This window comes from Providencia xihuensis, assembly GCF_041953405.1.
Lineage (GTDB): Bacteria > Pseudomonadota > Gammaproteobacteria > Enterobacterales > Enterobacteriaceae > Providencia > Providencia vermicola.
Genome location: NZ_CP169565.1, coordinates 4,360,780 through 4,384,711, shown reverse-complemented (window position 1 = coordinate 4,384,711; position 23,932 = coordinate 4,360,780). Strand labels below are relative to the sequence as shown.

The window sequence follows — 23,932 nt, the reverse complement described above, 5'->3', positions numbered from 1 at the left end:
CTGAGGTTATTACCTTCAGAAGGGAATGATGTATGTGGGAGCTAACCTCTAAGATTCGGTTTTAAAAAGCATGCGCTTTTTCGTTGGCGCTTCTTGTTTAAGCAATGGTTGCAATGTTTTGTCTTGATAAATATTTTCGACAATCGACATAATTAAATCGATACCTTGTAATTTCGTTTCAGGTATTGTGACCTCACAAATGCCTAACTCTTCGACAATAAGTCCATCTTCTGGTTTGCTTTCAATCGATTCCGTTGACTCTGGTGCTTTTGGCTGCTCACTGTCAGGCTGTTTCTCTTTAGGTTGCTCAGGTTTTTTCTGTGCTTCTTCAGAGAGCATTCTGAGTGATGTCGCAGGTTGCTTTGCAGGATCTTGAGGGTTAACCAATGCACTTACTGCAACCAGTTCGATATCAGCGGGCAGTTGTGGCAAATATTTTTGCAGTGCACGCACAGTAGAGGGATGCGGGTGACCTATCGCTACAGCGCTACCGTGTTTTCGCGCATAAGCAACGGCTTTATTTAGTTGGGTACGTGTTTCTTCTTCTGATTGGTGGTTATCAATAAAGATGTTACGGCGCAGTGTTGGGACGCCAAATTCTTTTGCGGCATTTCCTGCCTGCGTATTGCCGATAGTCACACTATCGAGAAAAAATAAATTTGATTGCGAGAGGCTCTGCATCACATTACGCATACCTGGCAGGTTGGATGTCATTTCGCTACCCATATGATTATTCATGCCTTTTGCATGGGGTACACGGGAAATAGCATTTTTAATAATACGGTCAATTTCCGCCGAACTCATTGAGGGGGCGAGAGTGTCTTTTTCTAAGGGCTGCTTACTCAATGGTTTCATGGGCATGTGGATCAGAATATCCCGCCCTTGCTGGTAGGCTTTTTCCGCCACTTCACGGCCATGGGGCGAACTGGGTAAAATCGCAATCGTGACCGCGGGGGAAAGTGCTAAAATTTGGTTATCTTCTTTAGCGCGATAGCCAAAATCATCAATGACTATCGCGAGTTTTGCGGCGCTCACCTGCAGGCTCATCAGTAACAGCGGTAAACTAATGAATAATCTAAAGGGTAAGCGCTTCAACATAATTTCATCCTAATCGTTTGATTTTAAGTTTTCTGGGTTATCTTCCTAACCATGGGCGAGGATTAACAGTTTTACCTTGCCTGCGAATTTCAAAGTACAAGGATGGTCGCTCTTGGCCACCACTGCTACCGACTAGAGCAATTGGCTGGCCAGCACGAACTTCTTGGCCCACATTGACTAAGGCACTCTGGTTATAACCATACAGGCTCATGTCACCTTTACCATGCTCAACGACCACAACAAGGCCATAACCTTGTAGCCAGTCTGCCAGTAAAACTCGGCCATCTGCAATGGCTTTGACTTGTGTGCCTTCATTGGCGGCAATAACCATGCCTTTCCAACGTAGTTCGCTAGAAATGACATCACCATAATTGTGAAGTAGGGAGCCACGAACTGGCCACATGGCTTGGCCTGCGGGACGCCCTAAACCACCTGTACGGGACATAAGTGATCGCTCACTTTCAGAAGGTTTATAAGTCGCCCCTTTCTGTTTTGCTTGGCGTTCTTTTTCTGCCACTTGGGCGCGAATACGTGCCGCTTCTTTGGCTTCGCGTTCGGCTCTGGCTTTGGCTTCGCGTTCTGCACGAGCAATTTTGTCACGCAACCTTGCTTCATTTTGTTTTAAAACCGCGAGATTTTTTTGGTCTTCTTTTAAGGTACTTTCAAGGGCTGTCAGGGTTTTTTGCCGAGAGGCTCGGGCGTTATCTAATTTACGCTTCTCTTGTTGTTGGCGGGTAAGTGTACTTTTTTGTTCCGCCTGTTTTTTTTGTTCTAATTGTTTTTGTTGTTGTAGCTCTTTAGTTGTTTCTTCAAGTGCAACAATGTTTTTTTCACGCGCTTGATTTAAATAACTATAGTACGCCAAGATACGCTCTTCCCGTTGGCCTTCTTCCCCTTTAAACATCAGGGTTAGGCCTTGGTGTTTACCTAAACGAAAAGCGGCATCGAGCTGATCTGCAAGCATTTTTTCTTGTTGTTGTTTCTTAGTTTGTAGCTGTTTGATATTGTTGTTTAAGGAAACAATTTCTTTATCTAGCTGTTTTAATTGGTTTTGTGTTTCATGTAAGCTACGCCCCGCAGCGGAAATGCTTTGTTCTTGCTGTTTGAGCTGTTCCAGTAAGTTAGAACGCTTAGCCTGCTGTTCTTTAACACTTTTTTCTTTTTCAGCAATACTTTTGAGTAAATCGTGTAATTGCCCTTTATTTTCAGTGATCTGGTTTGCGAAAGCGGTATGTGTAGGGGCAAGCGCAAAGAGCCCTAAACCAAGTAGGGCGGATGTAATAGCCTGACGAAGAAATGTTGTTTTCATTCGATATTGTGTATTGGCCATTGTGATAGATCACCTCAATTAAATGCAATAACTGATTATTTCATCTGCAAGTGATGGTTTCCAGCACTCTCTAATAAATAGTATTGAAAACACTTATAAATTCGGACTTTTGCCCTGAAACAAAGGCTAATTAAGTCAAATAATATAGTTTTATTATCACTGATTTATTTTGTATAGCTAGTTTTGAACGGTTTTTTATTATTGAACGCCTATTTAATCTACAGGTTAGTCCCGTTTAGGCATGTTTATGGTAAAATATTTGCGTACCGCTTCGAGAAAGAAATTCTATTTTTCAGTAAAATGGTATTAATTTTGCGTACATTACCGCAAAAAAAACACAGTAGTTTGCGTGAATTGGCTGTAATTAGCTCAACACACAGGTATACTCTGAACCCTTTGATATTCGATTTTAACTAACGGGAGTGATTGCCCCCCATGATCCAAGAAATCATGCAATTTGTAAGCCGGAACATGTTATTGAGTCTGGTTTGGATAGCGCTATTAGTTGCTGTGGTCGTCATGACCTTTAAAGGCCTCTTTTCTAAAACGAAAGTGATTGCTCGCTCACAAGCGATTACACTGATTAATAAAGAAGAAGCGGTTATTGTGGATTTGCGTTCTCGTGACGACTTCCGTAAAGGCCATATCATTGATTCTATTAATTTAACGCCGTCTGAAATTAAAGATAATAATTTAGGTGAGTTAGATAAACACAAACAGAAACCTGTGATTATCGTTTCTGCAAGTGGCATGGAATCAAACAAACCCGCAGAGCAACTCGTGCAACACGGTTTTGAAAAAGTCTTTGTCCTGAAAGAAGGGATTGCTGGTTGGGCAGGTGAAAACCTTCCACTGGCTCGTGGTAAGAAGTAGTTACCGTTACCTCAAGCTGCCTATATCAATAGGTAACTTGGGTAGCGCAATGCAGCGAACACCCCAGTAGCTCAGAATAACAGGGTTTCCCTTAAATTATTTGGGCTACAGGTAGGCAGCAAGTGAAGATATCCAAGGAGCATACATCAGTATGTGACTTGGGTAGCGCAATGCAGCGAACATCCCAGTAGCTCAGAATAACAGGGTTTCCCTTAAATTATTTGGGCTACAGGTAGGCAGCAAGTGAAGATATCCAAGGAGCGTACATCAGTATGTGACTTGGGTAGCGCAATGCAGCGAACATCCCAGTAGCTCAGAATAACAGGGTTTCCCCTAAATTATTTGGGCTACAGGTAGGCAGCAAGTGAAGATATCCAAGGAGCATACATCAGTATGTGACTTGGGTAGCGCAATGCAGCGAACACCCCAGTAGCTCAGAATAACAGGGTTTCCCTTAAATTATTTGGGCTACAGGTAGGCAGCAAGTGAAGATATCCAAGGAGCATACATCAGTATGTGACTTGGGTAGCGCAATGCAGCGAACACCCCTGTAGCTCAAAGAATAACAGGGAAAATTCATATGGAAGTTAAAAGGTACTAAACTTATGTCAGAACAAAACAACTCAGAAATGGTTTTTCAAATTCAACGTATCTACGCAAAAGACGTTTCATTTGAAGCACCTAACGCGCCGCACATCTTTCAACAAGAATGGCAGCCAGAAATTAAATTAGATTTAGATACTTCTTCAACTCAGCTGTCAGAAGGCGTTTATGAGGTTGTTTTACGTGTCACTACGACAGCAACTTTAGGTGAAGAAACCGCTTTCCTGTGTGAAGTCCAGCAAGCCGGTGTTTTCTCTATCGAAGGTATCGAAGGCACTCAAATGGCGCATTGCTTAGGTGCATACTGCCCGAACATTCTGTTCCCATATGCACGTGAAGCGATCACCAGCTTAGTGGGCCGTGGTACATTCCCACAATTGAACTTAGCGCCAGTTAACTTTGATGCACTGTTCATGAACTATTTACAGCAGCAACAAGGTGAACAAGCGCAGAACTCAGAAGTTCAACAGGACGCTTAATGAATACTGCTTCAATGACAGTGATCGGTGCCGGCTCTTACGGCACCGCTTTAGCCATTACACTTGCACGTAATGCACATCAGGTGGTGTTATGGGGCCATGACCCAAAACACATTCATCAATTAGAACAAGATCGCAGCAATCAGGCGTTTTTGCCTGGCGTTTCTTTCCCTGATAGTTTATCTCTCGAAACGGACTTAAAACGCGCCGTTGAGGCGAGTCCCAATATCTTGATAGTCGTACCGAGCCATGTTTTTGGTGATGTACTCAAACAAATCCAACCTTATTTACGACCTGACTCCCGCATTATTTGGGCAACGAAAGGCTTAGAAAGGGATACTGGCCGTTTGTTGCAAGAAGTGGCACGTGAGGTATTAGGCAATGAAATTCCTCTGGCGGTATTATCTGGCCCAACGTTTGCAAAAGAATTAGCCGCAGGTTTACCAACGGCAATTTCTGTAGCGGCGAGCGACAGCCAATTTGGTGATGATTTACAACAATTATTCCATTGTGGCAAAAGTTTCCGTGTTTATAAAAACCCGGATATGGTTGGGGTGCAACTGGGTGGCGCAGTAAAAAACGTCATCGCAATCGGTGCGGGGATTTCTGATGGCATGGGCTTTGGGGCAAACGCACGTACTGCATTGATTACCCGTGGTTTAGCTGAAATGAGCCGCTTAGGTGCCGCCCTTGGTGCTGACCCTGCAACCTTTATGGGGATGGCAGGCTTAGGCGACCTTGTGTTAACCTGTACCGATAACCAATCCCGCAACCGCCGTTTTGGCATGATGCTCGGCGATGGTATTACCGTTGAAGAAGCGGAAAAAGAGATTGGCCAAGTGGTTGAAGGATATAGAAATACCAAAGAAGTCCGTGCACTCGCTGAACGCGCGGGTGTCGAAATGCCAATTACAGAGCAAATTTATCAAATCCTTTACCGTCATAAAAATGTGTTAGAGGCGGCGCAAGCGCTATTAGGCCGAGCGACGAAAGATGAAATTGCAGATATGCCAAAACTGCAGGATTAATAAAAATTAGTCTGGTTAAGTTACATAATAGGGTAAATATAAAAATAGATAGGTGAGTGATTATGTCGCGTGAAGAATTGGATAGAATTTGGGGCTTCATTAAAGAAGAAGCGAAGTCGCTTGCTGACTGCGAACCACTCCTAGCCAGTTTTTTTAACGCGACATTATTAAAGCATGACAACTTGGGCAGTGCGCTCAGTTATATGCTAGCCAATAAACTGAGCTCGCCGATTATGCCAGCGCTTGAAGTGCGTGAAATTGTTGAAGAAGCTTATCGCAATGACGAAGGCATGATTTTCTCTGCAGCAATGGACTTAGCCGCGGTTCGCCTACGTGACCCCGCTGTTGATAAATATTCCACGCCGTTACTGTACTTGAAAGGTTTTCATGCGCTGCAAGCTTACCGAATTGGCAATTGGCTGTGGAAAGAAGGCCGCCAAGCACTCGCGGTTTACCTACAAAACCAAATATCAGTGTCTTTCGGTGTGGATATTCACCCTGCTGCTCGTATTGGTTGTGGCATCATGCTCGACCATGCAACGGGTATTGTGATTGGTGAAACCGCCATCGTGGAAAATGATGTGTCGATTTTACAGTCGGTTACCCTTGGCGGGACAGGCAAAACCTGTGGCGATCGCCATCCCAAAGTCAGGGAAGGGGTAATGATTGGGGCAGGGGCAAAAATTTTAGGCAACATCGAAATCGGCCGCGGCGCAAAAATTGGCGCGGGTTCGGTTGTTCTTCACCCTGTACCTCCTCATACCACAGTGGCGGGGGTTCCTGCACGCATTGTTGGCAAACCAACCAGCGATAAGCCATCCTTAGAAATGGATCAAAACTTTAATGGCAGTATTTGGGGTTTTGAATATGGGGACGGGATTTGAGTTGTGGGTAGGCGTAAAAGATAGTGAGTTGCTCACTATCGTTGCTATTCTTCAATAGTATGTTTTTTTAAACATATTTCCCATTTTAAACTGAGTAATCGATTTATTTAAATGTTCGGCATTAGCGGGTGAACGTAATAAATAAGTGGTTTCATCGATATTATCCAGTGGTGTATTAGTGGGTTGCTTAGATTGTTTAATGACTGTCTCTTTCATGGATATATCTCGCTTATGTTTAGAGCTATCCTCTAAATAATTCGAGCGGTATGTAGCTTGGGTATTGGCGTGAAGCCACACTCATACCGCTTGAGGTATATCGAGTAATTCTAGTCTTTTAGTAGAGCTCCTGGGTAACCCAACTGCCTCCATGCTTCAAACACCACCACGGCCACTGAATTGGATAAATTCATACTGCGGCTATCGGCCAACATTGGAATGCGAATTTTTTGCTCCATTGGCATATTGTCGAGCACATAAGGTGGCAACCCGCGCGTTTCAGGGCCAAACATTAAATAGTCATTTTCTTGATAGCTGACATTACTGTGGCTTGGCTTACCTTTGGTGGTTAAGGCAAACACGCGCGCCCCACTTTCAGATTGGTTATTATCCGGGTTTAGCCCTTCACTTTTCAAAAATGCATAATAATCATGGTGATGTTTGATATCGGCAAATTCACTGTAATCTAACCCAGCACGGCGCAGGCGTTTATCATCCCACGTAAACCCGAGCGGGTGGATAAGGTGCAAACTAAAGCCCGTATTGGCACAGAGGCGAATGATATTACCCGTGTTTGGTGGGATTTCAGGTTCGAATAAAACAATGTGTGGCATAGCGTTTAACTGATATTGTGATGATAAAAATGATGGGAAGAGTGTACGCGCAAATCGCATTATTTTCATGCGGAACTTTTAGTTGCGTGCTAAAAACAAAAAACGCGCCACAGAGGCGCGCTTTTAAAGTTGCTAATTGAGGTTAGCTTTTATAACCATTTGGGTTCATGGACTGCCAGCGCCAAACGTCATCAGCCATATCTTGGATGGAGTATTTTGCTGTCCAACCTAGATCACGTTGTGCTTTCGCTGGCGTTGACCAGTATTCTGCAATATCACCAGGACGACGTGCTGAAATAGTATAAGGGATGGGTTTACCAACTGCTTTTTCAAAGGCAGCAACGACTTCCAAGACACTTGTCCCAGTCCCTGTTCCTAAGTTATAGATATGCAGGCCAGCTTGCTGACTAACTTTATTTAAAGCAGCAATATGGCCATCTGCTAAATCCATCACATGGATATAATCACGCACACCCGTACCATCTTTAGTTGGGTAGTCTCCACCAAACACCGCGAGCTCTTTACGGCGACCTACCGCGACCTGCGCAATAAATGGTGTCAGATTATTTGGAATACCATTCGGGTCTTCCCCCATCAAACCTGAGTTATGAGCACCTACAGGGTTAAAATAGCGCAGTAATGAGATAGACCATTCGCTATCTGCAATATTTAAGTCAGTCAAAATGCGCTCAACCATATATTTACTGGTACCATACGGGCTATTGGTATTACCCACCGATGCTTCTTCTGTTAATGGGATATGTTCAGGTTCGCCATATACGGTTGCCGATGAACTAAAAATCAGGCTTTTTACACCCGCTTTTTTCATGCTTTCCACTAATACCAGTGTGCCATTGACGTTAACATCATAGTATTCAATCGGTTTTTCAACCGACTCACCTACGGCTTTGAGGCCTGCAAAGTGGATCACTGAATGAATTTGGTGATTGGCAAAAATAGTGTCTAAAATTTGGCTATCGCGCACATCCCCTTGGTAAAATATAGGTTTTGTGCCTGTAATCGCTTCAATACGGTTAAGCACTTCAAGGTTAGCGTTATGCAGGTTATCTAAAATAACCGGTTGCATTCCTTGCTGGATCATCTGCACACAGGTATGGCTACCAATGTAGCCAAGACCACCAGTGACTAAAACCTGTTTGCCATCCATCTCAAATTTCCTGAGCCTTAGTATTCGTAGTGGTAGTTATAATCGTCCGATCTGGCATCAATACCATTGAGGATTACACCGGTAATTTCGATATCATTTTGCTTAAAGCGTTTGAGTGATAAATCCACGTCTTTCACCGTATTAACGCCGTAGAATGCAATTAGTAGTGATGTACCGACATATTTACCAATAATCGCTGAGTCAGTAATTGCTAAGATTGGCGCGGTATCGATCACCACAATATCGTATTGGTTTTTCACTTTATCCAGTAACTGCTTAAAGCGCTCACCCATTAATAACTCAGAAGAGTGAGTAACATTTTTACCACGGCAAATCACATCGAGGTTTTCAATCACATTAGCGTGAATAGTTGGCGATTCTAAACTTTGTTGTGATAAATATTCGGATAGCCCAGCTTTGTTGCTTAAGCCAAAAGCTTTATGCAAACGGCCCTTACGTAAGTCCGTATCGATTAATAATACTTTTTTACCTGCGTTAGCCAGTACCACCGCCATATTGGAGGTGACAAAGCTTTTCCCTACCCCCGGTGACGCACTGGTGACCATCACCAAGTTATTACCTTGGTTCATTACCGAGAAATAAACACTGGTACGTAATGAACGGATAGCTTCAACGGCGGTATCCGCTGGGTTTTCTATCGCTAATGGGTTCTTATTGCCCGCCTCAATCAGTTTTTTCTCATAGGTAGAGAATGGGATGGTGGCGTAGACATTGACACCCAATGCATCGATATCTTCCGTGCTCTTAATCTTATTATTAAAGAACTCACGGGCAATTACATACGCGCAGCCGATAATAAAGCCAAGGATAGTGGCAAGTACCACAATCAGTGATTTTTTCGGTGCTACAGGCTTTGGTTGTGACTCAGCGGAGTCAATGATACGCACATCTGCCGTAATACCGGAGTTCAATACGCTAAGTTCCTGCTGCTTCGCCACTAACTGCGTATAGATAGCTTGCTCTGCTTCCACATCTCGGGTTAAACGGACGATTTCTTGTTGGGTATTGGGTAACTTTTGAATATTTTTACTGATTTTTTCTTTTTCACGTAACAGCTGTTGGCGTTTATCTAACAGCGACTGATAAGCGGGGTGGTTACGAGTATACAGTTGCTGGATTTCCACCTCTTTAAACGTGAGTTCGTTAAGTTTCTCTTCTACTTGCAATGCAGTATCTAAAGCGGCTTTGGCCTCTAAAGAGAGGTCAATTGATTCATTCTTTTTACGAAAGGCATTGAGCTGGTTTTCGTAGTTATCTAATTTCTTTTTAATCGTAGGTAAGTAGTCATCTAAGAATACGAGCGTATTGTTAGTTACTTCTTTTTTACGTTCGGTATTTTGGTCTACATAGTTTTGGATAACACTGTTGAGGATGTTAACATTCTCAACTTTATCCGCACCTTTAATGGCTAAGCTGATAATACCAGTACCTTTACCCACTTCAGCGATAGTCAAAGTATTACGTAAGTCTTCAATGGTGGAGTAACGGGCGTTTTTAACCAGTGAAAACTCTTCACCAGTTTCAGCCGCGAAACTGGAAATTAATAGGTTAATTTCACCTTGTTTCAGAACTTCACCCACCTTACCTTGTAACACTTGGCCGTCCACATTTAGGGAATAATTATTATCCCCTAAATAAGTCAGGGTAAATGGCTGGCCAATCAGGTTCTCAGGTAATTGGAACAGGTCAACCTGAACGGGTGCTACTTCACCAAGTAATTTACTGATAAAGCCTTCAGGGGCTGTTTGGGTGTCTAAATTGAGGTCTGCAACGGTTTTGCCCAATACCATGCGGGACTTAATCACCTCAATCTCGGAATCCACTTGGTTATTGCTGTTACCAAATGGCATCACATCACTCATTTGGTCAAGTAATGAGACTTGCCCTAATTTATCATATTGCAGTGTGGCATTGGCTTGGTAAATCGGTGTTGCGAGTAGGCTATAAGCCACTGCAATGGCTGCAAAGATAACGGTAAAAAACCCAATTTTTATCGAGTTGGATTTCAAAACTTTAAACAGGGCGAGCAGATCAATTTCATCTGAGGCTGGGGAGCTATTTTTTGTTGTGTTCATAATAGGTTAAATGTTAAGTCATCCAATAAATAAAATTAAATTTTGCCTTGCCAAGCAATCGCGGCTTTTTCCATCAACTGGTAAACGTGCTCAAACATTTCATCACTGCGTTTGTGCGGATCTGGGATTTCGGTTTTATTGATCCACTGCCCAAATAACATCACCTTACCGCGAGTTTCAGGAAACTGCTGGTGGATTTTAGCAATATGATCATTTTCCATCACTAGGATTAAGTCGGTTTTTTTACATAATTCGCTAGTTAACCGACGTGATTGATGGTTTTCAAGGGAAAGACTATGTTGCTCGGCAATCCGGATGGCACTGTCATAGGCTGGCATGTCATTTTTGGCGATAATACCCGCCGAATGAACAGTTTTTTCGGGAAAATAGTGTTGCAATAAACGCTCTCCCGTAGGAGAGCGACAGATATTTCCCATACAAACAACGAGAATATTATTAAACATATCGATTACCAGTCGTGAATACGCTTGGTACCTTCGGTCAATTGATTATATGAAGCGATAGTTGGTAACAGTTGGGTAATCAGGCGGTTCCAACGTACTACAGGCGCAGCGGTAACATACACTAAGTCATAAGGTTGCAGTTTAAATTCAGTACCCATCACAAGTGATGTTGCATCCGATAAATCTAACTGATAGACAGCGGCCATTTTTTTCGGTAATAGTGCTTCGAGTTCTTTGTCTTCCGCTGGCTGGTTTTTAATTGGGCGAATAACAAATACCCCTGTTGCATTAGCGGTCGTTTGGTTAAGACCACTGGCTTTACTTAGTGCCTCAGTGATGCTCATGCCTGCACGGTCGATAGTCAGTGTGGTTGGTTGACCGACTTCACCCATGACAAACACTTTTTGTGAGTCATTACGCGGCACATACAGCACATCACCTGGTAGCATCAGGTAGTTTTGAGTTAAATCCCCATACTGGACTAAATCCTGTAATGACACTTTAATTTCTTTGCCATTACGGGTTAGCACCACATTATCCCAATCGGCTTTTTCCGTTAAACCGCCCGCATTATTAAAGGCTTCTAAGATAGTTAAAGGCACGTTAGTGATAGGTAATGTACCCGGTTTGGCGACTTCGCCAGACACATACATCTTTTGCGAACGGAAGGCGGCAATACTGACATCCACTTGTGGGGATTCAATATAGGTGGCTAAGCGGTTGCTGATTAAGGTACGGATTTCCGTGACAGTTTTACCGATAACCTTAACTTTACCGATATACGGGTAGTAGATGGTTCCATCTGAATGCACCCAGTTACCGGAATCTTGCGCACTACGGTATGAACCCGCAGGGATAGTCAGTTCAGGATGGTCCCAAACCGTAATGGTTAATACATCACCCGCACCTACACGGTATTCATAGTGAGTCAGCTGTTTTTCTAACTGCGCATTCGGTTTAGCAATGGTGGGTGCAGTGTACATATCATCCAACAACTTTGGTGAAATTGGGTAGATATCAACCAATTTAGTAATGTCACGGTCACCCGTATCAACAACATTTTTGCCTGAAGTTGACATATAGGCACCAGGGGTGACTGTACAGCCTGTTAATGCAGCTAGCATAAGTACAGTAATAGAAAGGCGTTTCAGCTTCATAAATGAGCTATTCCTATAATAAATATGTAAAAATATTGGTTTAGATGTATTATTATTAAAAATTGATATTACTTCGATACAAATGTATTTAGTAGCATTTCTTTTAAGCTTTTTACTATCTTGAGGTATAATGCTTTAAAAAGCCATAAAGAGAATAAAATGAAAAATACCAAGTAGATCGAATAATGCTCAGCTTCAATGTGTCCCTATAAAATAACCATTGATGTTTAGCCGCATTCAATTTGTTTTGAGTCATCCCTGAATCAGTACGATAGTGAGCTAACACTTTTGGATAGCAGTAGGCTCTTTCTTCTAATGAAAGCAATTTTAACCATAAGCCAAAATCTTGCCGTTTACGGATCAAAGGCATATATTGCTTTCCGAAATGTGCAGTATCATAAATTACAGTTAAGCAGCCTATTACATTACCATATAGCGATCTATGATAAGTGGTGAATTTAGGTGCAGTAATAATTTTTCCTAGTCCAGCTTCACTCAAATGTTGGTAGTAACTAAAAGTAAATCGGTAATTGTTTTCCAACATAAAATTAATTTGCTCACTTAATTTTGTTTTTAGCCACAAATCATCACTATCTAAGAAAGCAATGAACCGGCCTTTGGCTTGCTCAATTCCAATATTACGGGATACACCAGCCCCTTGATTTTTCTTTGAGACAATTAGATTAATTCTAGGATCTTTTAGTTGATTTAAGATATTAATCGTATCATCTGTTGAAGAATCATCAATAATAATTAGTTCTAAGTTCTGATAATCTTGAGTGAGAACGGACTGGATAGCATTCAGAATATTATTTTGTGCATTATAGCAGGGCATAATGACAGAAACTAAAGGCTTATCGATTACCATACTCATTTTAATCGTTACCAAACAAATCTCGAGTATAGACTTTATCCGCCACATCTTCGATTTCAGGCACCATACGGTTAGCTAAGATGATATCGCATTGGTTTTTAAATTCAGCCAAGTCATTGACCACTTTTGAATGGAAAAACTCAATTTCTTTCATCACTGGTTCATACACCACCACTTCAATCCCTTTGGCTTTGATGCGCTTCATCACACCTTGCACCGCAGAGGCGCGGAAGTTGTCTGAGCCCGCCTTCATCACTAGACGATAGACACCGACTTTACGCGGCGCTTTCGCGATAATCGCATCGGAAATAAAGTCTTTACGGGTACGGTTTGATTCAACAATGGCGTTAATCAGGTTATTCGGCACGTCATCGTAGTTGGCTAATAACTGCTTGGTGTCTTTCGGTAAACAATAACCGCCGTAACCAAATGATGGGTTGTTATAATGGCTGCCAATACGTGGGTCTAATGAAACACCCTCGATGATTTGACGGGCATTTAAACCGCGGCTTTCTGCGTAAGTGTCTAGCTCATTAAAATACGCCACTCGCATCGCTAAGTAAGTGTTGGCAAACAGTTTTATCGCTTCGGCTTCAGTGCCATCGGTAAATAACACCGGGACGTCTTTTTTGATGGCGCCTTCTAACAGCAAATCCGCAAAAATTTTCGCACGCTCAGAACGCTCACCGACCACAATTCGGGACGGGTACAAGTTATCCCACAAAGCACGGCCTTCACGTAAAAACTCAGGGGAGAAAATAACGTTAGTGTAGCCAAACTCTTCCCGCAAACGCGCGGTAAACCCAACAGGAATGGTCGATTTTACGATAATCGTGGCGGTTGGGTTGATTTCATTTACATCATGAATAACAGATTCCACCGATTTAGTATTGAAATAGTTGGTTTTTGGGTCATAGTCAGTTGGTGTAGCCACAATGACGTACTGAGCGCCAGTATAGGCCTCTGTTTTATCTTCTGTGGCACGGAAATTGAGTGTTTTTTTCGTTAAAAATTGTTCAATTTCGGCATCAACAATCGGTGATTGATGATTATTTAACATCGCCACTTTTTCAGGGATGATGTCCACCGCAACCACTTCGTGGTGTTGTGACAGTAACATGGCGTTAGATAGGCCGACGTAGCCGGTGCCTGCGATTGCTATTTTTAACATTATAAATTCCTAGTTCTAAATAATCTAATAAGAAATAAATCGTTGAGATGTTGTCAAAAAATGATATAGCGATCTCAGAGATTTTTGATATTGGTTTGGTATTAAATCAATGTTTATACTTTTAAAGTAAACATTTGAAGTTGGAAAAAGGTTTGCTAGGGTAAATAGCGCAGTAGAATAGATTGAAAAAACAAATTTAGGTGCCCATTGGTTCTCAATTAAATATAGTTCAATTGGTTTGTCAATTACGGTTATAACTATATATGGGATTTGTTTTTTTAATTTATCTAAGAATTCTTTTGATTCAGCTCTGTGAGGTATATATACAAGATTTCCATATGAAATATCATAGGCTTTAATAATCGCATTACAATAACTCTCAAAATTTAATATTTTTATATCGACATATTTTCCACCTAAAAAAATAGATGAGCTATTTAATGGTGAGAAATTTTCATTGTCTAATATTGTTATTTTTTCTACATTGTTAAATGAGCTATCAGCAAATATAGAGTAAAATGTAAATGAATCAATTGGCACTTCTTTGTATTTGATATTTAAAATTTCAAATGCAAGTTTTTTCTTTGTTGAAAGGTTAGCACCACCATTTAACATTGGGATAGGAAGGCCATTTTTCAGTAGATCTAATATTAACAAACTAGAAAACCCATCATCAAAAAAAAAGATTTTTTTTGAATTCGTGAAGCGAATGGCTGAGTGATAGTATATTGATTTTATATCACCAATAAAAATTTTCTGACAAAAAAAAGTAATCAATGAAAATAAGTTAAACAATAAAAGACTATTAGGAGTATATATTACTTTTATTTTGCTTGATTTTTTGATTTTTTCTATTTGATATGAAAGTTGATAATTGTCTGATTTGTTTTTTTTAATAACCAAAATACCACTTTTAATGCTTTTTTCGATTAATAATTTGTTTAGTATGATTAATTGAAATGCGGAGTTAACAAAAAAAATATTCATAAGCAATGTTCTTTATAAATCTTTAAAAGTTTATCTTTGATAATGTTTTCCTTAAAGCTCAAAGAATGATTATATGCTAATTTTTTTAATTCCTCTATATAATTGGTTGGAAACCCAATAACCATATCAAGTATTTTATAAAGGTGGAGTTTGTTTTTAGCGAAATAAAATCCATCAAGACCAGGTTCATAAATTCCTGTACCTTCCATTCCAATAACAATATTATGTCGAGAAGCAGCTTCAATATATGCCATACCAAATGTTTCATTTACACTAGGAAGTACAAAAACATCCGATTTGTCTAGGACTTTTTTTATGCCTTCAGTATCTAAATAACCAGTAAATATAATTTCTGCATTTGATTTTTTTTTTAATTCTTTATTCAACGGCCCATCTCCACAAATGATAAGGTTAAAGGATTTTTTTAAATTATGATATTCAATGAGCCAATCGATGTTTTTTCTTGAAATAAGGTTAGATACAACAGAAATTGTTATTCTATTTGAATTGGATGGTACATAATGAGTATGATAAAAAGTATTATCAAGTAGGTTTCCAACCCTGTATATCGGTGCAGTTGGATTAAATAACTTAATTTTTTTTTCTAGGCTGTATGTAAGTGCTATAATTGCTTTTGCATTATCGAGAACTGTCTTCATGATTTTTTTATTTAAAAAATTTTTATTTGCATTTTTAAAATCGCCTTCCCGAACGGTAATAACATATGGGATGTTGTTTTTTTTAAATAAACTTAAGGCTATCAGACCATCTGGGAAAATAAAATGTGCATGTATTATTTTTATATCGGAGTCAATATTATATGATTTATTCTTTATAAAAATCCACTCTATATATGGAGTTGAATAAATACGGTAATAATTTAATTTATTTATGTGAATATCGTGGGAAATAAACGAATTATTTAATTTAGACGAGGCTTTTATTCGTTTAGCAAATCTTAGAGGTAAAAGTTTGGTTAAATTGAAAGGGAGATGCTCATCAGGGTAATAAAATATTACTTCATGTTCTGTTTTTTTAAATATATTTGCTTGTTTTAAAATTATTGGGTTTTCTTTATATCCAGGTAACGGAATGTTTTTCGCAATATATCCAATTTTCATTTTCTATCCCAAGGAAGTATTTTGTTTTTGTGTAATGTGAAATAGGTAAATATAGTTAGAACAGCTGTTGAGAAAAGTGTTCCATAAGCAGCGCCAACGAAACCAAAAAAATAAATCATAGTAAAGGGTATAGCAGAAGCAGATAATAGGGATAGTAATGAATTACTCATAATTTGCTTATTTAATTGATAGTAATATAGATAGTTACATAATGATAGATAAATTCCTTGTATGAAAAAAGAAACTAATAATGTAATGAAAATGTTATTTTCTATAGTAAATTTTGAACCTATAATAAAAACCCCAAAAAAATAAATTAGTAAGTAAATAAATATGAGGCCAAAAACAGCAATAGCTATTTGAAGTAAAAATATTTTTATTGTACTTTTATTGTTTTTTAATTGTTCAAAAAGAATAGGCTGGATAACTCGATTTACAACTAAAACAAGAATGCTAAGAGAAAAAGCTAGTTGAAAGTTGATATTATATATTCCTAGTGAATAGTTTCCAAGTAAAAATAAAATCATATATTTATCTATAGAATATCTGCTCCAGTTTATAATCTGGTGTATAAGTAATGGCGTCCCATTTTTTAATAATGAAAAGTTGAAAAACTTTAATTTTAACGCGCTAGACGATACATTTTTGATAAAAAAGCATGCTGCGAGTGCAAAAAAAGGAGATAATAAAAAGCCAATTAGTCTCCCATCAATTCCCAAGCTTAGATAAATGACTAGAATTACTGAAAAGGACATATTAGAGGCTGTTAATATAAGTTGAATTATGGCATAGTTAGCGATTTTTTTTTGTGTTTGGTTAATAGCTAAACAGTAGTTAACTAGAGATAATAATAATGCGGATAAGAGAATATATATATATACTATATTTAGTTTAAAGCTGTATATGGAAATGCATAAAATTATAAAAATCATTATTCCTAAATAAAAGGAGGTTGAAAATATTTGATTTTTTAGGTTGATAAAATCATCATAATTATTTTTATGATATCCCACCGTGAGTAGACTTGTGAAGCCAAAACTAAGAACTATAGATAATAGCTGCCATGTTAGTTGATACGTAGTGACTGTTCCATATTCACTGGGAGTTAAATATCTTGTAAGGATGGGAAGTAAAATGAATGGAATAGACTTATTTAATAGTTCAATTCCACCATAGGCAAGTATTTTTTTAAATATTTCATTCATTATTTTTAGTGAGCCTATTTAGCATAAAATAAAAAACAAGAACAGAAAGTAAATTTAAATCCCAAAAAAATGGTCCAAGAGCTTTACCTGAAAGGCGTGCGTAATGAAAGCTTAAGTATACTAATAAGGCTAAACTAGGAAGAGTTATCTCTTTTTTATTTAAAAAAATTGTATCTATTGTTACTAAAATAAAGCCTACAATACAAGAGTAGAGTATTACACCGAATAATCCAAAGTTTGCATAGGCATCAGCCCAAAATACAGTCGGGTTTTTATAAGTTAATCCTATACTTGAACGATATGAGTTCATTAACTCCCAGGTTTTTGTTTCCAAGTCAAAAAATGTAAAAGGTAGTATTGATTTAGGATTGGGCAATGTAGTTCCATATAAAAAGTCCGAATTCTTTATATATTCAATGACATAATAAGCTGGAGCTAATTGCCCTGTTGTTATTCTGCTTAGAACCGAACCCGAAATAGACAATAAATTAAAATTACCGTCAGTTGGCAATAAATAATATTGTATTATTGTGGCTACAGAGACAATTAACACTGTTCCGGAAAAAATCCATGAGAATGTTAGTTTCTTATTTTTCTTAAATAAATATAATATCCCCAAAGAGGCAATTAGAAAAACAACGCCGCCTTTAGATAAATTACTAGCAAGAGTAATACTTAGAATAATGAAAGAAATAAAAAATAATGTCTTATATTTTTTGTTGTAAATATAATTGCAAAATAAATACAGGGTCCAATAAAAACTAATTTCATTAGTAATGAACTTGATGTGTTGTTCTTTAAAAAAACCACTATCGTTCACTTCAGTCTGTCGGGCATAGAATGCTTCAACTATATTTCCCGACTTTAATAATAAATATATAGGTGAGTCAGTGGATATAATATAATAAATTGAAATTAAACAAATAATGCCGGTTATTAATAGTGTTGTGAAATTACCAGGTATGTTTTTCTTTTCTAAAACTAATGGCGCTGAAGTTTGTCCTCTTTTAAACAATATCAAAATGGTTATTATGATTACTATTGAAATAGAGCAGTACATCCATATTTTAAGAAGTATATCATAATTAATGTATATATCATTTAATCTTTTACTGTCAAGGCCAAGTAATAAAATTAGAGAGCCTAGCACACAATAAAAAAAGAAAAATAACAAAAAAATACATTCAGAAGAAACTATGCTAATTCTCTTTATTCTATAGAAAATAATAAAGGATAAAAGGCATGTAGATAATATTATTAATATTTCTTCAATTATCATAGAGCAATCTTTTTTTGTAGTTAAATTTATAGAGAAAATCCATCGTCAACAATGATATTCTGCCCTGTAACGTATCTCGACTGATCCGATAATAAAAATGTTATGGTACCAATGATTTCTTTCACATTGAGCATTCCTTCACCGTGGGTATTAGCTTTATAAGCCTTCAGGAATTCTTCTGGTTGAGAGTCAAATATACCACCAGGGCTAACGCAATTAATCCTGAATTTACTATCATTTATATAAGAAACAACATATTTATTTAAGTGGAGTATAGCCGATTTAATAGCTGCGTATTCAACTGGCATGGTCATGCTCGTTTTCTCATATATTTCAAACTTAGGTGCAATTACCCCATATATTGAAGATATGTTGACTAGAGAAAATGGCTTTTTATGTCTCAAAAAATAAGCTGCACATTGTTGCGTAAATAAAAATGAACTACCTAAATGTAATGATAAATTTTCGTTAAAGCTTTCTAAGGATACATCGAAAAAGTGGCTGCCATATTTATTATTTCTAGGGTAAGTTGTATTAACTGCACCGTCGATTTCAAGTGCACTATCTAACACTTTTTTTATTGATTCTTTATCTACAATGTTACATTGTAAAAGATGAATATTCGAATTTTTTGTATTAATATTTATCGATTTTAATCGATCATTCATCGTTTCTAGATTTATATCTGCTGCAATAACTTTTACTTTTTGATTTAATAATTCAGCTACTAATGTAGATCCCAATAAGCCACCGGCACCAATAACTAAAATATTTTTATCTGCTAATAAATTTCCCATTATTTGTACTCCATAATAATAGCTTCAGCTAGGCGAAAATCATAAATATCATCTATATCAACCGCACGATCTTTAGGTATTACTATGCAGGTTACTTGTCCTGAAAAAAGCCCATAATTATTTTGAACAAATTTAGGAGTTGTTGCGTAAACAACAGTTGTTATATCGAATACTGAAGGTGCATCTTGTCGGCGGGTCACTTCATCATTAGGTGGATTAACTATCTCCACAAATCCATTTGCTGTTTTTTTTACCATGTTAAAATAAGGACTACGGCTTGATGGGGTGACAGAAATGCAAATATCTGCTTGTTCGTTCTCTCTTTTAGCAATAGCATCTTCTACATCTTGAATACTACGTAACGGACTTGTTGCTGGCAGACTGACAAACCCATCAAATTGACCATAATATTTTTCTACCCAATCAATTGCATGGCGCCATGAGAGCCATTCAGGACTGGTATCGCTTGCTAACTCTTTGGGGCGAGGAATCACAATTGCTCCATTTAATTTAGCAATTTTAGCAATATCTTCATCATCAGTTGATACAAATATTTTATCAATAGAGGAGGTATTTTTTGCGATATCAATTGAATATTGTAATAATGGTTTACCAGCTAATAACTTAATATTTTTATGAGGTAACCCTTTGGAACCACCACGAGCAAAAATAAATGCAAAATTTTTCATTGGGAACGAACCTATATTTCATTATCACTTTGATATCATAGTGATTGGATAAGTTTTTTTAATATTTTCAATAAATTGAATGGTTCTAATTGATTCAGATAATGTTACTGACTGATTTTTTCTTCCATTTATTTTTTCAATAAAATCTAGCAGCATTTTTAAATACATATTATTTTTATCCCATTCGGGCTCACTGTATAAGGTAGTAATTTGATTTTTTGTTGTTAAAATAATTTCGTTTTTGATTAAATCCCACTCTAATGAACCAGTAGTTCCTACAAATCTACAGTGTCTATATGCTTTGCGCTGTAAAAAATCTAAGTGAATGTTAACGATGGTGTTATCGCTAGTTGTTGCAAGTATATTTACATTATCTTCTATGTCTAAATTTAATTGTTCAGAGCATTGTAATATAGCATATTGTAGGTGCAAAGTCCCTAACAGCCATTGTGTATAATCAATTTCGTGGCTAAGCTCTAATAATGCTCCGCCACCTAGTTTGGAATTTGCAGATACACAACTACGATAATCTTTATCTGGTCTCCAATCTGGTAAGTACTGCCCGATTTCAATATTTACATAAGATAATGAGCCGATTTGCTGCGCTTCTATTATTTCTTTTATCACTTGTGCTGATGTCAGGTAACGTAAGCAATATCCCACGGCTATAGGAGTACTATATTTATCAGCTATTTCTTGAAGTTTTTTTGCATCTTTTAAAGTAGATGTAACAGGTTTTTCAATTAATACTGGAATATTTTCCTTAATTAATGGAATTGCATGGAGTGAATGAAAAGTGGCGGGTGAAGCAATAATAACAAATTGAACATCTTCTAGAATTAGTTCATCAATAGACGTAACCAATTTATCACAGTCGCTTATATTTTCAGCTGGAATACGTCCACTAGCCGACATAGCGTATATCTTTGCGTCAGGAAATAAAAACTTTAGATTACGTCGATGTCTGCTTGCAATATTACCTAAACCAATTACAGCAATATTATTCATGATTGAACCTTAAGGTTTTGATATCAACTTGAGCCCTATTAAAGTCATCCATTCGGCCAATATCTAACCAATACTCATAAATCGGGAACATTAAAATATTATTTCGTTCATTCATATGCTGCTCGAGTAACGTTGGCATATCTATACGGTGATTTTTAGGAACCGAGTTTATTACTCTAGGAGAAACTACATAGATACCAGCGTTCACAAAAAAACGCTGTATAGGTTTTTCAACCATACTAGTAATTTTATTGCCTTCACCATTGATGACACCATATGGGATTTGGTAGTCATATTCTCGGACACACATAGTAGCATCTGCGTCATGTAAGACATGGAAATCAAGTAAACGCTTAAAATCTACATTAGTAAGGACATCACCATTCATCATGATGAGAGGGAGGTCTTTGGGTAAGTCTTTAGGAAGTAAACCAAGGGCTCCTCCTGTACCTAGAGGCACTTCTTCGTGGATATATGAGATTTTAACACCTAATTCATTACCATTGCCAAAGTGTTCTTGGATCTGTTCTGGCATATAATGAGTCGATATATAAAAATTAACGAATCCAGCAGAGATAAAGCTAAAAATAACTGTTTCAAGGATTGGTTTATCTCCAATCTTTAACATAGGTTTTGGGCAGCTATCGGTCAGTGGACGTAAACGAGTACCGAATCCACCAGCCATAATAAACACTGGATTTTGGTATGTTTTTTTATTAGGAGAGTTACTGAGAGTTTCTAAACCAACTATTCTATTTTCATCGTCAAGTATTGGTATTGATAAAATACTTTTTGATTCCATCAATTCAAGAAGTTTTTGACGTGAAGTTCCTACTTTAGCAGTAGTAGGTGATTGATTCATAATTAAGGATATAGAATCATTTAACTGTAGATTATTTAGTAATCCTCTGCGGATATCTCCATCAGTAACAATACCGACTAAGTGTTGTTCCTCATCAATTACAAGCGCAACGCGTAAAGCTTCATTATTTATAATTTCTAATGCTTCACGAATAGTGTTTTCTGTATTAATAAGCACATTTTTCCAACGATAACTCATAGAATCCCTTTAAACCTATTTATTTGTTTTGACGGTAATTGGGCTTGGGTAACAAATACTTGATAAAGAAATATCTTGTGTAATTATTGCACCAGCTCCAATGACTGAGCCTTGAGCTATGCTAATACCTTGAATGATAGTTGCATTAGCACCGATAAATACATCATCAAACGTTGTAACTTCGCCACAAATAGTGGAAGCAGGGGCAATATGGTTATTGCATCCAATTACACAATCATGTTCAACTATTGCCCCAGTATTAACAATGGTATTGTCTTTAATGATAGCGCCAGCTTGAATTACTGCTCTTGGTAAAATTTGTACGCTAGAGTGAAGTGTTGCATAATTGGAGACAATGGCACTATCAGCGATGACACTATCAAATTGATAGCCCAACGATGTAAAGTATGAGCTCACTTTGGTTCGTAAATTCGAGTTTGGAAGTATACCTATTCCATTAATTAATAAGATTTCATCTGGGTGAAACTTTTTAATTTCATGGTCATGTATTAAATGTGGGAGGTTTTTAAAAATAGCTCTCACCCGTATATCATCAGGGCAAACAACGGAAAGAATTTCCCTACCTTGATTGTGTAATATATCCGCTAATACACTTGCATGACCACCCCCGCCAATAATGACGACTGGCTTTCTATTACTCAAGAATTAAATCTCCAGGATAATACTCATTATGGGAGGTATTCCCTAGGATGTCCCAGTATCTATATGGTGATATTCCATTTCCAGGTCGTTTAATTGTTAGGTTTTCAGAACTAAATGTATCACCAGCTTTAATTCGTTTAGCAGCAACTAAACTTTTACGAGCAACTGATTTATTATTGATTTCAGATATGGTTGGTGTTTTTATTCTAGAGCCTAAAGCAAGCTCGACTTGTCGTATGGCCCTCACCATTTCGGTTAACTCTTGAGGTTCTAGAGATGCCTTATGATCAGGACCTTCCATATTTTTATCAAGAGTAAAATGTTTTTCAATTAATACAGCCCCGCGAGCAGTAGCGGCAATTGGAATTGTAATTCCTTCACTATGATCTGAATATCCCATCGGTAGAGAAAATGCAAGGCCCAAAGTATCCATCGCATATAGATTAATTTCTTCCATTGGAGCTGGATATTCAGTGGTACAATGCAATAACGTAACTTTAGTTTTTAATGCTTTTTGTCCTGCTTTGGACGCATATGCTTCTTGGAAGGCAGATATTGAAGGAATCACATTTTTATCTTTGGTATAACCAAAAGCAATTACACTTAATGCCATCTCAATTTCAGCTAATGTTGCCATTCCTGTGGATACTATTAGATCACAACCACTGCGTGCATGCTTGAGCACTAATGGCGCATTTGTTAATTCTCCTGAAGGAATTTTTAAGCGAGTTAAACCGAGGTCAGCCACTAAAAAATCAAGACTTTCATCATCAAATGCAGTGGATAAAAATTCAATACCTAATTTATTGCAATACTTAATAAGTTTGTGATGAGTGTCATAGGAAAGTTCCAACCGATTTAGCATTGCAAGTTGCGATTCTTGTTTTTGTGTATTTTTAACTTGATATGTAGCTTGTTCCGCATGTTCTGTAACCAAATTCTTAGCTTTAAATGTCTGGAATTTAACGATATCCGCACCAGCATTGAAAGCTGCATCAACAAGTTCAAATGCTAGTTTTTCACTACCATTATGATTAACACCCGCCTCAGCGATAATAATAGTCATAT

At 37.8% G+C, this 23,932-nt stretch carries 24 protein-coding genes; 4 read left to right on the top strand and 20 right to left on the bottom strand.

The annotated features are described in order from the left end of the window. Positions 1-48 precede the first annotated feature (48 nt). The gene (locus ACE2AL_RS20035; protein WP_375083799.1) at positions 49-1,098 is read right to left on the bottom strand and encodes a divergent polysaccharide deacetylase family protein; all 1,050 of its coding nucleotides are present in this window, start codon (positions 1,096-1,098) and stop codon (positions 49-51) included. A gap of 37 nt (positions 1,099-1,135) precedes the next feature. Further along, positions 1,136-2,428 carry a murein hydrolase activator EnvC gene (gene envC, locus ACE2AL_RS20030; protein ID WP_272681560.1) on the bottom strand — a complete coding sequence of 431 codons (1,293 nt, stop codon included), beginning with the start codon at positions 2,426-2,428 and terminating at the stop codon, positions 1,136-1,138. Positions 2,429-2,863: 435 nt separating this feature from the next. On the opposite strand from envC, the gene ACE2AL_RS20025 reads away from it, so the two are divergent. From ACE2AL_RS20025 to cysE, 4 genes are all read left to right on the top strand, one after another. Beyond that, positions 2,864-3,301, top strand: a complete 438-nt coding sequence (locus tag ACE2AL_RS20025; protein WP_206085783.1) for a rhodanese-like domain-containing protein — start codon at positions 2,864-2,866, stop codon at positions 3,299-3,301. Between the two features lie 605 nt (positions 3,302-3,906). Continuing rightward, positions 3,907-4,383 (top strand): protein-export chaperone SecB, encoded by a 477-nt coding sequence (secB, locus tag ACE2AL_RS20020; protein ID WP_206085785.1) that lies wholly within the window; start codon positions 3,907-3,909, stop codon positions 4,381-4,383. Beyond that, complete coding sequence (gpsA, locus tag ACE2AL_RS20015; RefSeq protein WP_206085793.1) at positions 4,383-5,411, top strand: NAD(P)H-dependent glycerol-3-phosphate dehydrogenase; 1,029 nt, start codon at positions 4,383-4,385, stop codon at positions 5,409-5,411. The genes secB and gpsA overlap by 1 nt, the downstream gene beginning before the upstream one ends. Positions 5,412-5,473: 62 nt before the next feature. Then, positions 5,474-6,295, top strand: coding sequence for a serine O-acetyltransferase (cysE, locus tag ACE2AL_RS20010; protein ID WP_375083798.1), 822 nt, complete (start codon positions 5,474-5,476; stop codon positions 6,293-6,295). Positions 6,296-6,346: 51 nt separating this feature from the next. Here cysE and ACE2AL_RS20005 read toward each other — a convergent pair whose 3' ends face one another. From ACE2AL_RS20005 to neuB, 18 genes are all read right to left on the bottom strand, one after another. Then, on the bottom strand, positions 6,347-6,511 hold the full coding sequence (locus ACE2AL_RS20005) for a hypothetical protein (RefSeq protein ID WP_272574389.1): 165 nt from the start codon (positions 6,509-6,511) through the stop codon (positions 6,347-6,349). 110 nt (positions 6,512-6,621) lie between these two features. Continuing rightward, positions 6,622-7,125: a tRNA (uridine(34)/cytosine(34)/5-carboxymethylaminomethyluridine(34)-2'-O)-methyltransferase TrmL gene (trmL, locus tag ACE2AL_RS20000; protein ID WP_206085996.1), complete on the bottom strand. Its 504-nt coding sequence runs from the start codon at positions 7,123-7,125 to the stop codon at positions 6,622-6,624. A gap of 142 nt (positions 7,126-7,267) precedes the next feature. After that, positions 7,268-8,293 (bottom strand): UDP-glucose 4-epimerase GalE, encoded by a 1,026-nt coding sequence (gene galE, locus ACE2AL_RS19995; RefSeq protein ID WP_375083797.1) that lies wholly within the window; start codon positions 8,291-8,293, stop codon positions 7,268-7,270. 17 nt (positions 8,294-8,310) lie between these two features. Beyond that, positions 8,311-10,389, bottom strand: a complete 2,079-nt coding sequence (locus ACE2AL_RS19990; RefSeq protein ID WP_375083796.1) for a polysaccharide biosynthesis tyrosine autokinase — start codon at positions 10,387-10,389, stop codon at positions 8,311-8,313. Positions 10,390-10,424: 35 nt separating this feature from the next. Next, positions 10,425-10,853 (bottom strand): protein tyrosine phosphatase, encoded by a 429-nt coding sequence (locus ACE2AL_RS19985; protein ID WP_349422700.1) that lies wholly within the window; start codon positions 10,851-10,853, stop codon positions 10,425-10,427. A 5-nt stretch (positions 10,854-10,858) separates the two neighbouring features. Further along, positions 10,859-12,010, bottom strand: a complete 1,152-nt coding sequence (locus tag ACE2AL_RS19980) for a polysaccharide export protein (protein ID WP_375083795.1) — start codon at positions 12,008-12,010, stop codon at positions 10,859-10,861. 115 nt (positions 12,011-12,125) lie between these two features. Further along, the gene (locus ACE2AL_RS19975; RefSeq protein ID WP_375083794.1) at positions 12,126-12,884 is read right to left on the bottom strand and encodes a glycosyltransferase family 2 protein; all 759 of its coding nucleotides are present in this window, start codon (positions 12,882-12,884) and stop codon (positions 12,126-12,128) included. Between the two features lies 1 nt (position 12,885). Further along, positions 12,886-14,055 (bottom strand): nucleotide sugar dehydrogenase, encoded by a 1,170-nt coding sequence (locus ACE2AL_RS19970; RefSeq protein ID WP_375083793.1) that lies wholly within the window; start codon positions 14,053-14,055, stop codon positions 12,886-12,888. A gap of 24 nt (positions 14,056-14,079) precedes the next feature. Beyond that, entirely contained in the window at positions 14,080-15,042 is a 963-nt protein-coding gene (locus tag ACE2AL_RS19965) for a hypothetical protein (RefSeq protein WP_375083792.1), read from the bottom strand. Beyond that, positions 15,039-16,163 carry a glycosyltransferase gene (locus ACE2AL_RS19960; RefSeq protein WP_375083791.1) on the bottom strand — a complete coding sequence of 375 codons (1,125 nt, stop codon included), beginning with the start codon at positions 16,161-16,163 and terminating at the stop codon, positions 15,039-15,041. Before ACE2AL_RS19960 ends, ACE2AL_RS19965 begins: the two co-directional genes overlap by 4 nt. Further along, entirely contained in the window at positions 16,160-17,368 is a 1,209-nt protein-coding gene (locus ACE2AL_RS19955) for a lipopolysaccharide biosynthesis protein (protein WP_375083790.1), read from the bottom strand. The genes ACE2AL_RS19960 and ACE2AL_RS19955 overlap by 4 nt, the downstream gene beginning before the upstream one ends. Further along, entirely contained in the window at positions 17,361-18,647 is a 1,287-nt protein-coding gene (locus ACE2AL_RS19950) for an O-antigen polymerase (protein ID WP_375083789.1), read from the bottom strand. Before ACE2AL_RS19950 ends, ACE2AL_RS19955 begins: the two co-directional genes overlap by 8 nt. A 26-nt stretch (positions 18,648-18,673) precedes the next feature. Next, positions 18,674-19,444, bottom strand: coding sequence for an oxidoreductase (locus ACE2AL_RS19945; RefSeq protein ID WP_375083788.1), 771 nt, complete (start codon positions 19,442-19,444; stop codon positions 18,674-18,676). Continuing rightward, complete coding sequence (locus tag ACE2AL_RS19940) at positions 19,444-20,133, bottom strand: cytidylyltransferase domain-containing protein (protein ID WP_375083787.1); 690 nt, start codon at positions 20,131-20,133, stop codon at positions 19,444-19,446. The genes ACE2AL_RS19945 and ACE2AL_RS19940 overlap by 1 nt, the downstream gene beginning before the upstream one ends. 24 nt (positions 20,134-20,157) lie before the next feature. Then, on the bottom strand, positions 20,158-21,141 hold the full coding sequence (locus ACE2AL_RS19935) for a Gfo/Idh/MocA family protein (protein ID WP_375083786.1): 984 nt from the start codon (positions 21,139-21,141) through the stop codon (positions 20,158-20,160). Continuing rightward, positions 21,134-22,201, bottom strand: a complete 1,068-nt coding sequence (locus tag ACE2AL_RS19930) for a nucleotidyltransferase family protein (RefSeq protein ID WP_375083785.1) — start codon at positions 22,199-22,201, stop codon at positions 21,134-21,136. Before ACE2AL_RS19930 ends, ACE2AL_RS19935 begins: the two co-directional genes overlap by 8 nt. A gap of 15 nt (positions 22,202-22,216) precedes the next feature. Beyond that, positions 22,217-22,864 carry an acetyltransferase gene (locus ACE2AL_RS19925; protein WP_349425181.1) on the bottom strand — a complete coding sequence of 216 codons (648 nt, stop codon included), beginning with the start codon at positions 22,862-22,864 and terminating at the stop codon, positions 22,217-22,219. Continuing rightward, positions 22,857-23,930 (bottom strand): N-acetylneuraminate synthase, encoded by a 1,074-nt coding sequence (neuB, locus tag ACE2AL_RS19920; protein ID WP_375083784.1) that lies wholly within the window; start codon positions 23,928-23,930, stop codon positions 22,857-22,859. Before neuB ends, ACE2AL_RS19925 begins: the two co-directional genes overlap by 8 nt. Between the last annotated feature and the right edge of the window lie 2 nt (positions 23,931-23,932).

What these genes read in the sequence shown, in the direction of transcription:
- ACE2AL_RS19960 (WP_375083791.1), bottom strand. Translation starts at nt 16,163, where the DNA reads ATGAAAATTGGATATATTGCGAAAAACATTCCGTTACCTGGATATAAA.
- ACE2AL_RS20025 (WP_206085783.1), top strand. Translation starts at nt 2,864, where the DNA reads ATGATCCAAGAAATCATGCAATTTGTAAGCCGGAACATGTTATTGAGT.
- neuB (WP_375083784.1), bottom strand. Translation starts at nt 23,930, where the DNA reads ATGACTATTATTATCGCTGAGGCGGGTGTTAATCATAATGGTAGTGAA.
- cysE (WP_375083798.1), top strand. Translation starts at nt 5,474, where the DNA reads ATGTCGCGTGAAGAATTGGATAGAATTTGGGGCTTCATTAAAGAAGAA.
- ACE2AL_RS19930 (WP_375083785.1), bottom strand. Translation starts at nt 22,201, where the DNA reads ATGAGTTATCGTTGGAAAAATGTGCTTATTAATACAGAAAACACTATT.
- galE (WP_375083797.1), bottom strand. Translation starts at nt 8,293, where the DNA reads ATGGATGGCAAACAGGTTTTAGTCACTGGTGGTCTTGGCTACATTGGT.
- ACE2AL_RS19990 (WP_375083796.1), bottom strand. Translation starts at nt 10,389, where the DNA reads ATGAACACAACAAAAAATAGCTCCCCAGCCTCAGATGAAATTGATCTG.
- ACE2AL_RS19965 (WP_375083792.1), bottom strand. Translation starts at nt 15,042, where the DNA reads ATGAATATTTTTTTTGTTAACTCCGCATTTCAATTAATCATACTAAAC.
- ACE2AL_RS19945 (WP_375083788.1), bottom strand. Translation starts at nt 19,444, where the DNA reads ATGGGAAATTTATTAGCAGATAAAAATATTTTAGTTATTGGTGCCGGT.
- envC (WP_272681560.1), bottom strand. Translation starts at nt 2,428, where the DNA reads ATGGCCAATACACAATATCGAATGAAAACAACATTTCTTCGTCAGGCT.
- ACE2AL_RS19985 (WP_349422700.1), bottom strand. Translation starts at nt 10,853, where the DNA reads ATGTTTAATAATATTCTCGTTGTTTGTATGGGAAATATCTGTCGCTCT.
- ACE2AL_RS19955 (WP_375083790.1), bottom strand. Translation starts at nt 17,368, where the DNA reads ATGAATGAAATATTTAAAAAAATACTTGCCTATGGTGGAATTGAACTA.
- ACE2AL_RS19975 (WP_375083794.1), bottom strand. Translation starts at nt 12,884, where the DNA reads ATGAGTATGGTAATCGATAAGCCTTTAGTTTCTGTCATTATGCCCTGC.
- trmL (WP_206085996.1), bottom strand. Translation starts at nt 7,125, where the DNA reads ATGCCACACATTGTTTTATTCGAACCTGAAATCCCACCAAACACGGGT.
- ACE2AL_RS20035 (WP_375083799.1), bottom strand. Translation starts at nt 1,098, where the DNA reads ATGTTGAAGCGCTTACCCTTTAGATTATTCATTAGTTTACCGCTGTTA.
- gpsA (WP_206085793.1), top strand. Translation starts at nt 4,383, where the DNA reads ATGAATACTGCTTCAATGACAGTGATCGGTGCCGGCTCTTACGGCACC.
- ACE2AL_RS19970 (WP_375083793.1), bottom strand. Translation starts at nt 14,055, where the DNA reads ATGTTAAAAATAGCAATCGCAGGCACCGGCTACGTCGGCCTATCTAAC.
- ACE2AL_RS19980 (WP_375083795.1), bottom strand. Translation starts at nt 12,010, where the DNA reads ATGAAGCTGAAACGCCTTTCTATTACTGTACTTATGCTAGCTGCATTA.
- ACE2AL_RS19950 (WP_375083789.1), bottom strand. Translation starts at nt 18,647, where the DNA reads ATGATAATTGAAGAAATATTAATAATATTATCTACATGCCTTTTATCC.
- ACE2AL_RS19940 (WP_375083787.1), bottom strand. Translation starts at nt 20,133, where the DNA reads ATGAAAAATTTTGCATTTATTTTTGCTCGTGGTGGTTCCAAAGGGTTA.
- ACE2AL_RS20005 (WP_272574389.1), bottom strand. Translation starts at nt 6,511, where the DNA reads ATGAAAGAGACAGTCATTAAACAATCTAAGCAACCCACTAATACACCA.
- ACE2AL_RS19935 (WP_375083786.1), bottom strand. Translation starts at nt 21,141, where the DNA reads ATGAATAATATTGCTGTAATTGGTTTAGGTAATATTGCAAGCAGACAT.
- secB (WP_206085785.1), top strand. Translation starts at nt 3,907, where the DNA reads ATGTCAGAACAAAACAACTCAGAAATGGTTTTTCAAATTCAACGTATC.